At 71.8% G+C, this 12,102-nt stretch carries 13 protein-coding genes; 3 read left to right on the top strand and 10 right to left on the bottom strand.

From position 1 onward, the window contains the following. Positions 1 to 76: 76 nt before the first annotated feature. From ACIGYR_RS32245 to ACIGYR_RS32210, 8 genes are all read right to left on the bottom strand, one after another. On the bottom strand, positions 77 to 1,201 hold the full coding sequence (locus ACIGYR_RS32245) for a tetratricopeptide repeat protein (RefSeq protein ID WP_399605816.1): 1,125 nt from the start codon (positions 1,199 to 1,201) through the stop codon (positions 77 to 79). Next, positions 1,198 to 2,517: an ATP-binding protein gene (locus ACIGYR_RS32240; RefSeq protein ID WP_399605819.1), complete on the bottom strand. Its 1,320-nt coding sequence runs from the start codon at positions 2,515 to 2,517 to the stop codon at positions 1,198 to 1,200. The genes ACIGYR_RS32245 and ACIGYR_RS32240 overlap by 4 nt, the downstream gene beginning before the upstream one ends. Positions 2,518 to 2,677: 160 nt before the next feature. After that, positions 2,678 to 4,129, bottom strand: a complete 1,452-nt coding sequence (locus tag ACIGYR_RS32235) for a sensor histidine kinase (protein WP_399605821.1) — start codon at positions 4,127 to 4,129, stop codon at positions 2,678 to 2,680. Beyond that, positions 4,126 to 4,860: a response regulator transcription factor gene (locus ACIGYR_RS32230; protein ID WP_391846381.1), complete on the bottom strand. Its 735-nt coding sequence runs from the start codon at positions 4,858 to 4,860 to the stop codon at positions 4,126 to 4,128. The genes ACIGYR_RS32235 and ACIGYR_RS32230 overlap by 4 nt, the downstream gene beginning before the upstream one ends. Positions 4,861 to 4,953: 93 nt before the next feature. Beyond that, positions 4,954 to 5,172 carry a hypothetical protein gene (locus tag ACIGYR_RS32225; RefSeq protein WP_391846383.1) on the bottom strand — a complete coding sequence of 73 codons (219 nt, stop codon included), beginning with the start codon at positions 5,170 to 5,172 and terminating at the stop codon, positions 4,954 to 4,956. A 43-nt stretch (positions 5,173 to 5,215) separates the two neighbouring features. Then, a complete protein-coding gene (locus ACIGYR_RS32220) occupies positions 5,216 to 6,205 on the bottom strand; it encodes a S1C family serine protease (protein WP_399605825.1) in 990 nt (329 codons plus the stop codon). Positions 6,206 to 6,298: 93 nt separating this feature from the next. Then, complete coding sequence (locus ACIGYR_RS32215) at positions 6,299 to 7,324, bottom strand: LacI family DNA-binding transcriptional regulator (RefSeq protein WP_391846387.1); 1,026 nt, start codon at positions 7,322 to 7,324, stop codon at positions 6,299 to 6,301. A 97-nt stretch (positions 7,325 to 7,421) separates the two neighbouring features. Continuing rightward, positions 7,422 to 8,201, bottom strand: coding sequence for a winged-helix domain-containing protein (locus ACIGYR_RS32210; protein ID WP_399605828.1), 780 nt, complete (start codon positions 8,199 to 8,201; stop codon positions 7,422 to 7,424). Positions 8,202 to 8,380: 179 nt separating this feature from the next. Between ACIGYR_RS32210 and ACIGYR_RS32205 the strand changes: the two genes are divergently transcribed. From ACIGYR_RS32205 to ACIGYR_RS32195, 3 genes are read left to right on the top strand one after another with little or no spacing between them, the layout of a single operon-like run. Continuing rightward, positions 8,381 to 9,241: an alpha/beta hydrolase gene (locus ACIGYR_RS32205; RefSeq protein ID WP_399605831.1), complete on the top strand. Its 861-nt coding sequence runs from the start codon at positions 8,381 to 8,383 to the stop codon at positions 9,239 to 9,241. A gap of 48 nt (positions 9,242 to 9,289) precedes the next feature. Further along, positions 9,290 to 9,544, top strand: a complete 255-nt coding sequence (locus tag ACIGYR_RS32200; RefSeq protein ID WP_030744385.1) for a MoaD/ThiS family protein — start codon at positions 9,290 to 9,292, stop codon at positions 9,542 to 9,544. A gap of 3 nt (positions 9,545 to 9,547) precedes the next feature. Then, positions 9,548 to 10,966 carry a hypothetical protein gene (locus ACIGYR_RS32195; RefSeq protein ID WP_399605835.1) on the top strand — a complete coding sequence of 473 codons (1,419 nt, stop codon included), beginning with the start codon at positions 9,548 to 9,550 and terminating at the stop codon, positions 10,964 to 10,966. Here ACIGYR_RS32195 and ACIGYR_RS32190 read toward each other — a convergent pair whose 3' ends face one another. Both ACIGYR_RS32190 and ACIGYR_RS32185 read right to left on the bottom strand, forming a co-directional pair. Then, positions 10,967 to 11,167 (bottom strand): DUF397 domain-containing protein, encoded by a 201-nt coding sequence (locus ACIGYR_RS32190; protein ID WP_399605838.1) that lies wholly within the window; start codon positions 11,165 to 11,167, stop codon positions 10,967 to 10,969. After that, positions 11,140 to 11,991 carry a helix-turn-helix domain-containing protein gene (locus ACIGYR_RS32185; protein ID WP_399606349.1) on the bottom strand — a complete coding sequence of 284 codons (852 nt, stop codon included), beginning with the start codon at positions 11,989 to 11,991 and terminating at the stop codon, positions 11,140 to 11,142. The genes ACIGYR_RS32190 and ACIGYR_RS32185 overlap by 28 nt, the downstream gene beginning before the upstream one ends. Positions 11,992 to 12,102: the final 111 nt, after the last annotated feature.

The following is a 12,102-nucleotide window of genomic DNA, read 5'->3' as shown; positions in this document are numbered from 1 at the left end:
GGTATCTCGGCAGGCCGTCGGCCCCGGCCCCGGTGCCGGCACGCGAGGACACGATGACCCTGCGCCGCCGGCGGCCTCAGCCTTTCTTGTGCCGGTCGAACCAGATGGTGGCGGCCGTCGGGGCCAGCCCCGCCCAGAAGACGATCTGCGGAACCGTCCGGTCCGTCCACGGCAGCTGGGTGAGGAGCAGCGCGCAGAGCATGGCCCAGGCGGCCTGACCGAGCACGATCCGGGGCCAGCGGCGGCGCCGGATCAGGGAGCGGATGTTGTACTGGACGCCCTTGCGCAGCCGCCGGAAGCGCAGCAGCGCGCCCACCGCCCAGAGGGCGGCGAACGGGACCAGCGTCCACAGCCGTTGGCCGACGGGCACCGGCAGGTCGCGCTGGGCGTGGCCGTCGGTGGCGAAGAGATCGAGCATGACCCCGGCGAGCGCCACGCACAGCAGGGCGAGCCAGCGCACCCCGCGCAGCAGCCGGTACGAGGCGTCGTCCAGGCCCTGCCGCAGCTGTGCCGAGTCCGGGGTGACGGCGAGGGCGTCGGCGTACAGCGTGGCGGACTCGGCGGCCTTCACGCCCGGTGCGGCGGCGGCCTCCCGGGTGCGCCGGGCCAGGGCCTGCGGGTGGTTCGGGTCGAGCCGCAGGATGGCCTCGTCCATCTCGGCGGCGACGGCCCGGTCACCCGACAGGGAGGCGATGCTCCAGCGCACCTCGTACGGGAACACCTCCTCGGGCGCCAGCCGGACGGCCTCGCGGGCCAGTTCGTCCGACTCCCGGAGGAAGGAGACCATGGCCTCCCGGGTGACCTCGCCACCGTTCGCCTGCCCGAAGCGCAGCACCCGGATGCGGTACAGCCAGGAGCCGAGCTGCGCGTACCCGGCCCAGTCGTCGGGGTCCAGCCGGATGACCTCCCGCAGGATCTCCTCGGTGTCCACGAGCCGGCCGGTGGCCTGCAGGGCGAAGGCACGCTGCATGAGGGCGTCCGTGTCGTGCGGGGCGAGCGCGAGCGCCCGGTCCGTCGCCTCCAGCGCCCGGTCCGCCTCGCCCTCCACCCGCAGATGGCAGCGGGCGAGCCGGACCCAGGCGCGGACGTCCTCCGGGTCCTCGGCGAGCCGCTGCGCGAGCAGCGTCTTCGCCTCGTCGTACCGGCTCAGTGCGTACAGGGCGTCTGCCCGCTCCAGGGCGGGGTGCAGTCCGGTGCTCACAGCTTCCGCCGCTTCTTCAGGTAGGTGATCAGGTCGTCGTACGTCCCGCCCTCGTTGGCGAACATCGCCACGTTCCGGGCGGCGGCGAACCACGGCTCGGCCGACGGAACGACCTCTTTCGCGGCGGCCAGCAGGTCCTTCATGGTGATCAGGCGCACCGTGCCGGTCCGGGCGGAGTCGAGGAGGGCACGCTCGGCGGCGGCCTCGCAGACATGGGCCAGGTCGGCCCCGGAGAGCCCGTCGGTGGCCTTGGCGAGCTTGGGCAGGTCGATGTTCTCGATGGGCCGGTCGCGCAGGTGGTACCGGAGGATCGCCTCGCGGGCCGGTGCGTCGGGCGGCAGCACGAGCAGGGTGCGGTCCAGCCGCCCGGGCCGCCGCAGGGCGTTGTCCACGTCCCAGGGAACATTGGTGGCGGCGAGGACGAACACCCCCTCGTTGGCGGCGGAGTCGATGCCGTCCAGCTCGGTCAGGAGCTGGTTGACGGTGTTGCGCATCCCGCTGTGCGCGGTGCGGCTGCGCTTGGCGCCGAGCGCGTCCAGCTCGTCCAGGAAGACCACGCAGGGAGCCTGCCGGCGGGCGGTCTGGAAGATCTCGTGCATGTTGCGCTCGGAGTTGCCGATCCACATGTCGAGCACGTCGTTGACGGACACCGACAGGAAGGAGGCGCCGAGTTCCCCGGCGACGGCCCGCGCGATGAACGTCTTGCCGCATCCGGGCGGTCCGTACAGCAGCAGCCCGCCCCGCAGGCTCTTCCCGTACAGCTTCCGCAACTCGGGATTGCGCAGCGGTGCGAGAAAGGCGGCCTCCAGCCGCTCCTTGACCTCCCGCATCCCGCCGACGTCGGCGAGCCGCACGGCACCGGGCTTGTCGACGTCCCACGCGCCGGCGTCCCCTGGGTCTCCCTCCCCGTCGGCCCGCACCGGGACCTCGACGAACCGGGGCGGTACGACATCCCCGACCTGATCCTCCGCGGCCTGCCAGTCGAAACGGGGCCGGCCACCGGACACCGTCGCCCGCGGCTCGACGGGCACCTGACGGCCCTCCGGGGCCGGTGCCTGCGGGGCCTCCTGGGCCGGAGCCTGCCGAACCTCCTGGGCCGGTGTCTGCGGGGGCACCCCCATGGCCCGGACCATGAGCTGCCGGGCCTGCTCGTCCCCGGGCGCGTGCTGCAGGGCGACGGCCACCTCCGCGACGGCCGCCTCGGACTGACCGGTGTTCAGGAGCAGTTCGGCCAGGTGCAGTCGGAGTGGCACGTCGGCGGGCGCGGCGGCAACCGCCGTACGCAGGCTGTGTATCAGCGGTGAGTCTTCCGGCATGGCGCTCACCCTACGGAACCGGCCCGGGGCAGGACGCGGCAGGCGTCCGGTCCCCCGGCCGGTCGCCGGTATCACCCGGCACATGCGCCGGGCGCACGGCCTCGGCCGGACCCGGATCGCACGTCTGCGCGCCATGCCCGGGCGCGACGGAGGGACCGGGTCAGCCGGCGGGCGTCCCCGGCGGCGGGGTCGACGCCCCCGGCAGCCGTACCGTCGCCACCGTGCCGCCGCCCTCCGCGCGGTCCAGGGTGACCTGGCCGCCCGCCTGCTGGACCGTACGGGCCACGATGGACAGGCCGAGGCCGGAACCCGGCAGGGCCCGCGCGCTGGGGGAGCGCCAGAAGCGGTCGAAGACGTACGGGAGTTCGTCCTGCGCGATGCCGGGGCCGTGGTCGCGGACGGTCAGCACGCCCTCGCTCAGCCGCACCTCGACCGTGCCGCTCCCCGGGCTGAACTTCACCGCGTTGTCGAGGATGTTGACGACCGCCCGCTCCAGCGCGGAGGGCTCCGCCCGGACGAACCAGGGCTCCAGGTCCGCGGTGATCGACAGCTCCCGGCCACGCAGCCGGGCCCGGCGCAGGGCCTCCTCGACGGTGTCCTGGAAGGCGACCACCTGGACCCGCTCACCGCGCTGTCCCTCCGAGCGGGACAGCTCCTGGAGGTCACCGATGAGCGCGCCCAGTTCGGTCATCTGCGCCTTCACCGAGGCGAGCAGCGCCTTGCGGTCCTCCGGCGGGATCGGCCGGCCCGTCTCCTCGCTGCGGGTGAGGAGTTCGATGTTCGTGCGCAACGACGTCAGGGGTGTACGGAGTTCGTGACCGGCGTCGGCGATCAGCTGCTGCTGGAGGTCGCGGGAGCTGGCCAGCGAGGCGGTCATCGAGTTGAAGGACCGCGACAGCCGGGCGACCTCGTCCTCGCTGTCGTCCGCCACGGGGATCCGGACGCTCAGATCCTCGGTACGGGCCACGTGCTCGACGGCCTCGGTGAGCTCGTCGACGGGCCGCAGCCCGACCCGGGCGACCGCGAGCCCCGCGGCACCGGCGCCGACGACCCCGATGGCGGACACCAGCAGGAGGATCAGTGCGAGATCGTTGAGGTTCTTCTGGGTGCTCTTCAGCGGTGCGGCGACGAGCACGCCGATATTCGGCCCCCGTCCGCCGTCCGTGGTCGTGGTGGCGAGAACGGGCTTGGTGAGCACACGCAGCTCGTTGCCCTCCGTATCGGTTCCGTTGCGGAGGTAGGCCGTGTTGATCTCCAGGTCCCTGATCTCGGTCTTGTCGACCTCGGTGACCTTGATCTTGCCCGAGGCGCCCCCGAACAGGCAGACCTTGCCGTCCTCGGTGACCACCTGGGAGTACCTGTCCCCGAAGAAGTTGTCGCCCGACGGGGTGTCCGAGCAGTGGGCGAGGGCGGGCAGGAACTGGTCCGGCTGTGTCGTGTTGCGCAGGGACTTCTGCAGGTCCTTGTCGAGCTGCTCGTACAGCTTGCGCTCCACGATGAACCAGCACGTCACCGACACCGCCGCTACCGCGAAGGCCACCGCCGCCGCGACCAGCATGGCCAGGCGGGCCCGGATCGGCAGCGCACGGTAGCGGCGCGCCAGATGCTTCACTCGGCGCCGCCCTGCCGGAGGACGTAGCCCACTCCGCGCACGGTGTGGACCAGTCGCGGCTCGCCGCCGGCCTCGGTCTTGCGGCGCAGGTACATCACGTACACGTCGAGGGAGTTGGACGAGGGCTCGAAGTCGAAGCCCCACACCGCCTTCAGGATCTGCTCACGGGTGAGCACCTGTCGCGGGTGCGCCATGAACATCTCCAGCAGCGTGAACTCCGTGCGGGTCAGCTCGACCTGCCGGCCGCCGCGCGTGACCTCCCGGGTGGCGAGGTCCATGCGCAGGTCGCCGAAGGTGAGCGCCTCGTCCTGCTGCGCCTCGGCGGACACCGTCGTCGCGTACGAGCTGCGGCGCAGCAGCGCACGGATGCGGGCGAACAGCTCGTCCAGTTCGAAGGGCTTGACCAGATAGTCGTCGGCGCCCGCGTCCAGCCCGGTCACCCGGTCACCGACCGTGTCGCGGGCCGTGAGCATCAGGATCGGGATCGTGTCCCCCGCACCCCGGATGCGGCGGGCCGCCGTCAGACCGTCCATGCGCGGCATCTGGATGTCCAGCACCACCAGGTCCGGCCGGTAGGCGGCGGCCTTGTCCAGGGCATCCGCGCCGTCGACGGCGACCTCCGTGCCGTACCCCTCGAAGGCGAGGCTGCGCTGGAGTGCCTCGCGTACGGCCGGCTCGTCGTCGACGATCAGGATGCGCTGGGGGTCACGGTCGCCTTCGGCGGGGCTCATCGCTCGCGATTCCTCGGGGTGCGGTGGGTCGGGTTGGTCGGCTGTCTCTCAGCGTGCCACGTCCCGCGGGCCGGTGAGCGACACCCGGGGCGGTCAGGCCCGGACCGTGCTCAGGCGGTGCAGCGGCACCTTGCGGCGGTGCGGGCGGGCGGCGGAGGTGCGCAGGCCCATCAGCTGGGGGACCGGGTTCACGGTCACCTCCGGGGCCCGGGGTGCCGGCACGGGCACGTGCAGCTCGGACACGATGGACAGGGCCAGGGTGAGACCGGCCGGACCGCGCTCGGCCTTGTGGTGGGGAACGTGCTTGATCATGACCTGCTCCTTGCTGTCTCGCGCACTGCCGCGCTGTGTGGTGCTAGCTGTCGGAGCCCGCCCGCAGTTTCGCCAGGTCGGACTTGACGGTGTTGACGGGGATGGCGAAGCCGAGGCCGATGCTGCCCGCGTCCGAGGACGAGGACGCCTGGGAACCCGACGAGTACATCGCGGAGTTGATGCCGATCACCTGACCGCTCGAGTCGATCAGCGCACCGCCGGAGTTGCCGGGGTTCAGGGACGCGTCGGTCTGGCTGGCCTGGTACGTGGTCGTGGACGAGCCGGTGTCGCCGTTGAACTCACGGCCGCCGAACTGGAACGGCCACTGCCCGTCGCCGCCCTGGCCCTGCCCCTGGCCCTCGTCGGTGGACACGGTCACGTCCCGGTCGAGGGCGGAGACGATGCCGCTGGTGACCGTGCCGGTCAGCCCCTCGGGGGAGCCGATCGCCACGACCGAGTCGCCGACCTGGACGCCGCTGGAGTCACCGAGCGCCGCGGCCTTCAGCCCCGAGGCGCCCTGTAGCTTGATCAGCGCGAGGTCCTTGGAGCTGTCGGTGCCGACCACCTCGGCGGTGTAGCTCTTGCCGTCGCTGGTGCGCACCTTGATCGAGGTGGCGCCGGAGACGACGTGGTTGTTGGTGACGATCTCGCCGCCCGAGGTGATGACCACGCCGGAGCCGGTGGAGGAGCCGCCCGCGAGCGTCGCGTTGACCTCGACCACGCTGGGGCTGACCGCGGAGGCTATCGCGGCGACGTCGCCCTTCTTGGAGGTCGGCACCACGGTGGTGCTGCTGCCGGCGGTGGCGACCGCGTCCTTGCCGGTCAGTTCCTGGAAGGCGTAGGCCGTGCCGCCGCCGACCGCCGCCGCCACGATCGCGACCGCCGCGAGGAGGGCGACGGGCCCCCGGGTGCGCTTCTTCCTGTGCGGCGCGGGCTGCATGGCCGGCTGGTGCGGAGGCGGGGGCGGCCACTGCGGGTTCACGGCCGCGGAGTAGGTGGGCGGCTGCTCGTATGTGCCCTGGCTCTCGGTCATGACATAAGAGTCCCCCGTGACCATGAGAGCTTCCTGAGCGCACCCTGAGAAGCCCGGCAGAACCTCGTTTGCCCGATATGAAGGTCCCGCGGATCAGCTCAGGCAGCCGCAGCTCGTGCGTACCACCAGCCGCGACGGGAACGTCTTCAGCCGCTCGCGCCGCGATCCGGGGATCCGCAGCCCGTCGTCCAGCACCAGGTCGACCGCCGCCCGGGCCATCGCCGAGCGGTCCGAGGCGACCGTGGTCAGCGGCGGGTCGGCGAGCGCGGCCTCCTTGATGTCGTCGAAGCCGGCCACCGCCAGCTGCCCCGGCACGTCGATGCGCAGCTCGCGCGCGGCCCGCAGCAGACCGATCGCCTGGTCGTCGGTGGAGCAGAAGACCGCCGGCGGCCGGTTCGGGCCGGAGAGGACGTCGAGCGCCACGCGGTAGGCGTCGTAGCGGTTGTACGGCGCCTCGAACAGCCGGCCCTCGGTGGGCAGCCCCGCCTCGGCCATGGCCCGCTTCCAGCCCTCGACGTGGTCGGAGACCGGGTCGCCGACGGCCGGCGTCTGGGCCGTACCGCCCATGCAGGCGACGTACTCGTAGCCGTGCTCCAGCAGGTGCCGCACGGCGAGCTGGGCGCCGCCGAGGTCGTCCGTCACCACGGCCACGTCGTCGATGGCCTCCGGACGCTCGTGCAGCAGCACCACCCGGGCGTCCCAGGCGTCGATCTCGGCGGCGGCGGAGTCGTTCAGGGCGTGGGAGACGAGGATCAGGCCCGAGACGCGCATGCCGAGAAAGGCGCGCAGGTAGTGGACCTCGCGCTCGCCGATGTAGTCGGTGTTGCCGACCAGGACCATTTTCCCGCGCTCGGAGGCGGCCTGCTCGACCGCGTGCGCCATCTCGCCGAAGAAGGGCTGGCGGGCGTCGGGAATGATCAGACCTATGAGGTCGGTGCGCCGGGAGGCCATCGCCTGGGCGACCCGGTCCGGGCGGTATCCCAGCTCCTTGATCGCGGCGAGGACACGCTCGCGCGTGGCCGGGGCGACCGGCCGGGGTCCGTTGTTGATGACATAACTGACGACGGCGGTGGAGGTACCAGCCAGCCGTGCCACGTCATCCCGAGTCACCTTGGCCACGCGCGGAGTCTACGCGGATTGACCCGCTCTGGGCAGGGCGTATCACATGGCGGCCGGGTGAGGGGAATGCCCCGTCCGAGTGCCTCTCACGCGGCGCTCACGCCTCGGCGGGGACCTCCGTACCGTCCAGGACGGCGGATGCGTCCGCATCTTCCCGCTTTGCCCGCCCGGACTTGCCCTTGGCGTCCTCGGCCGACCGGTCGGGCTTCTCGGGCGTAACGAATCGATAACCGACGTTCCGGACGGTTCCGATCAGCGACTCGTGCTCCGGGCCGAGCTTGGCCCGCAGCCGCCGTACGTGCACGTCGACCGTCCGGGTGCCGCCGAAGTAGTCGTAGCCCCACACCTCCTGCAGCAGCTGGGCGCGGGTGAAGACCCGGCCGGGGTGCTGCGCGAGGTATTTGAGCAGCTCGAACTCCTTGAAGGTCAGGTCCAGGACCCGTCCCTTGAGCTTCGCGCTGTACGTGGCCTCGTCCACCGACAGATCGCCGTTGCGGATCTCCATCGGCGAGTCGTCGTTGACGATCTGCTGGCGTCCCATGGCGAGCCGCAGCCGGGCCTCCACCTCCGCGGGGCCGGCCGTGTCGAGGAGGACGTCGTCGATGCCCCAGTCGGCGGTGACGGCGGCGAGACCGCCCTCGGTGACGACGAGGAGCAGCGGACAGCCGGGACCGGTGGACCGCAGCAGCTGGCACAGGCTGCGGACCTGGGGCAGGTCGCGCCGGCCGTCGACCAGGATGACGTCGGCGCCGGGTGTGTCGACGAGGGCCGGGCCCTCCGCCGGAGCCACCCGCACGTTGTGCAGGAGCAGGCCGAGGGCCGGGAGTACCTCTGTCGACGGCTGGAGGGCGTTGGTCAGGAGCAGCAGAGAACTCATGCGTCTGGTTCCTCCTCGGTCCCTGCGAGGACGCGTGCGGACGGGTACTGCTCTGCGATCCCGGGGCCCCGTACACCGGCGGTCACCTGAGGTTTCCCGCTGTGTATACAACGCTTCCGAAAGCACGAAAGGACCCGGGGGCTACGCTGCCCGAGTCCTCTGCCAGCAGAATAGCCCACATGAGCAACCGACCGGCAGGTCATGTGGCACGTTCCACCGTTCGTCCGCATCGCGAGACAGGCAGACGGGGCGCTATCCGGACGTTCCTGTGCACGCCAGACGGAATTCCGGTCGATTCCGTATACGATCCGGGCGCCGTTGTATACGAAGCGTCTCCGCACGCGCCGGATGCCGCCTCTTTTCCCTCCCGTGACCTGGTGTTCGTGGTCGCGCACGGCTTCACCGGGGACGTGGACCGGCCACACGTACGACGGGTGGCCGGCGTCCTGCGCGGTTACGGCGCGGTCGTCACCTTCTCCTTCCGCGGCCACGGACGCTCCGGTGGCCGGTCCACGGTCGGCGACAAGGAGGTGCTGGACCTCGCCGCCGCCGTGGAGTGGGCCCGCGGATTCGGGCACGCACGCGTGGTGACGGTCGGCTTCTCCATGGGCGGCTCGGTGGTCCTGCGGCACGGGGCCCTGCACCCCGGAACGGTCGACGCGGTGGTCTCGGTGAGCGCGCCGGCCCGCTGGTACTACCGGGGCACGGCCCCCATGCGCCGCCTGCACTGGCTGGTCACCCGCCCCGAGGGCCGCCTGGTCGGCCGGTACGGGCTGCGTACGCGCATCCACCGCCGCGACTGGGACCCGGTGCCCCTGCCACCGGTGGAGGCGGTCTCCCGGCTGGCCCCGACCCCGCTCCTCATCGTCCACGGCGACCGCGACGGCTACTTCCCGCTCGACCACCCCCGGATGCTCGCCGAGGCGGCCGGCGACCACGGCGAACTCTGGATCGAACCGGGCATGGGGCACGCGGAGCACGCGGCGGACGACGCCCTGATGGCCCGGATCGGGGACTGGGCGGCGTCGGCGGCGGGCTAGCCTTGCCCCGCACAGATTTTCTTTCCCTGCCGTCGATTGAGGATCGAGATGCCCAAGGTCACGGTGCGCTACTGGGCCGCCGCCAAGGCCGCGGCCCAGGTCGCCGAGGAGCCGTACGAGGCGGACACGCTGGCCGGCGCGCTGGCCGCCGTGCGCGCGCGACACCCCGGTGAACTCACGCGGGTGCTGCAGCGCTGCTCTTTCCTCATCGACGGCGACCCCGTCGGGACCCGCGCACATGAGACGGTACGGCTGGCCGAGGGCGGCACGGTCGAGGTGCTCCCGCCGTTCGCAGGAGGGTGAGCGATGACCGACCAGCCGTATCAGGGCGGCCCCTACGAGGGTTACGACCCCTACCAGCAGCAGCACTGGCCCGGCCAGGAGCCGCAGTACGGGCCCGGCCAGGAGCCGCAGTACGGGCAGCAGTCCGGCCACGATCCGGAACTCACCCAGCAGTGGCAGGGCCAGACCTGGGAGACGCAGACGCACGCGCCGGTGCGGGCGGCGGAGACGGCGTACCTGCCGCGGCAGGAGCAGCAGCCGTACCAGCAGCCCCACCATCAGGAACCGCAGTACCAGCAGCCGTACCAGCAGCCGCAGCACCCGCAGCAGTCGCAGTACGAGCAGGGGCAGCAGCAGGCGCAGTACCAGCAGCCGCAGCCGCAGCAGTCGCAGTACGGGCAGGGGCAGCAGCAGGCGCAGTACGAGCCGCAGCAGCCGCAGCCGCAGCATCGGTCGCCGTACGGGCAGGGGCAGCGGCAGGCGCAGTACGAGCCGCAGCAGCAGTTCGGTGAGTCGTACGGGGACGAGGCGTACCGGCACGGGGCGTACGCGCCGGAGCCGTACGCGTCCGCCCCGGAGCCGACGCCCGCGCCCGCGTCCGCGCAGGCACCCGAACCGGTGGCCGAACCGGCCGCGGACTCCGCCGGACCCGTCTACGGTCCCGCCACCCTCGCCGGCAACGCGCGGATCACCGATGCCCAGCGGGCGCGCCTGGAGGGCCGTTCCCCGATCATCGGGCCCGGCATGCAGCCGGCGCTGCTCACCGCCGCGCTGGGCCTGCTCCTCGCCGCCTCGGCCCCCGTCGCCTTCTACGCCCTCGTCGTACCGCTGGTGCTGCTCCAGGCCGTGACGGCCGCGGGCTGGTTCCGGCTGAACGGCATGTGGCCCGCCCGGCAGGGCATCGCGCTGGCGTTCGCGGGCGCGCTGACGGCCGACGTGGCGGTCCTGGCCGTCGGCCGCGACCACGCCCTGGTGGCCATCCTCGGTTCGCTCGGCCTGTGGGTCCTGCTCTCCCTCGTCCTCCAGCTGCGCTCGCACGCCTCGCCGGACGAGCGGATGTACGGCCTGATGGCGACGGTCGCCTCGGCCGCGCTCGCGGTCATGGCGACGGGCTTCCTGGCCGCAGACCCGCACGCGGTGTCGGTGGGCGCGGTGGCGGTGGCGGTGGCCGTACTGGCCCGCGCCCTGCCCCTGCCGGCCCCCGCGTCGGTGGTGGTCGCCCTGCTGGCGGCGGCCGGCGCGGGCATCGCCGTGGGCGGCATGACCGGCTTCGGGACGAAGGGAGCGCTGCTCGGCGGCGCCGCCGGAGCCTGCGCGCTGATCGGCCACCGGGTGGCGAGCTACGACTACCCGTCCCGCTTCGTCCACTTCACGGCGGGTGTGGCCCTGCCCCTGTCGGCGGCGGCACCGGTGGTGTGGGTGCTGGGGCGGGCGCTGGGTTAGTCAGGCGTCGCGCTTGACGCCGTCGACGAAGGCCGCCCAGGCGGCGGCCTGGAAGACGAGCGCTCCGCGCGCGGGGGCCTTGCTGTCTCGGACGGGAACGAGGGAGGGGAAGCCGTCGGAGACTTCGAGGCACTGGCCGCCGTCGGAGTTGCTGTAGCTGCTCTTGCGCCACGTCACGTTGCTGAGATCGATGGCTCGCACGTCGCTTCCTCCAACATCCGCAGGATGAACTTCCGCGATCCGGCCGGGGACAGGGCTGTATCGCGCACCGCATCATAAGCGCGCTGGAGACGCTCAACCTTGCTTGGTTCTGGGATCAGTTCGCCGTGTACGTCGTTCTCGGCGTATGCCACGGTACGGGTGTCCAGCAGCCGGAGGAACATCAGGTCCGTGCTTGCGAGGCCATGAAAACTGGTACAGAACGGCAGTACTTGAAGGGTGATGTTCGGGCGCTCCGACATTTCCACCAAGTGCTCCAGTTGCTCCCGCCACTCGCCCCGGTTGGGCAACGGTGTTCGCAGGACGGCCTCGGAGAGGATGCTGCGGAACGGCGGCGCCTCGCCTCCCTCCAGCAACTCCCGGCGACCGATGCGGGCTTCGACCTGCTGATCCAGCTCCTTTCCCTTGATCCCACCCGCCGCCAACGCTTCGCGTGCGTACGCATCGGTCTGCAGAAGTCCCGGCGGCCTGCTCACGCCGTAGTGCCAGAGGCTGACCGCCTCCGACTCCAGCACCATGTACCGCCGGTACTGCTCCTTGAACTGAGTCGGGTCCGCCAGCGCCAACTCCCACAGCGTCACCAGCAAACCCGGTGTCCCGTAGTACTGGTCCAGCGCCTGTACGACCTCGGGGCCGCCCAGTGTCTGCCCGCTCTCCATCTTGCTGAACAGGGACGAGTCCCACCCCACCTCCTTCGCGAGGTCCCGCAGGCTCAGTCCGCGCTCGCTCCGCAGGTGCCGTAATTCCTCGGCGAACCGTCCCCTCGGCTCCTGACTCCGCCCCGTGACCACCAGTCGCTGCGGCATCGTGCTCCCGTTGAATTTGTTGAATTTGGTCGGCCCCGCGTTGAATTTGGGCCCCTCACCAGCCCAAACGCCATTTTGATGCGTCATGCTCGTGGGTATCCGAACACGCAG

It is taken from the genome of Streptomyces sp. NPDC053076, from assembly GCF_044546845.1.
In the GTDB taxonomy this organism is placed as follows: domain Bacteria; phylum Actinomycetota; class Actinomycetes; order Streptomycetales; family Streptomycetaceae; genus Streptomyces.
Note: the sequence above shows the minus strand (reverse complement) of the source record. Positions and strands in the feature narration are given on the sequence as shown.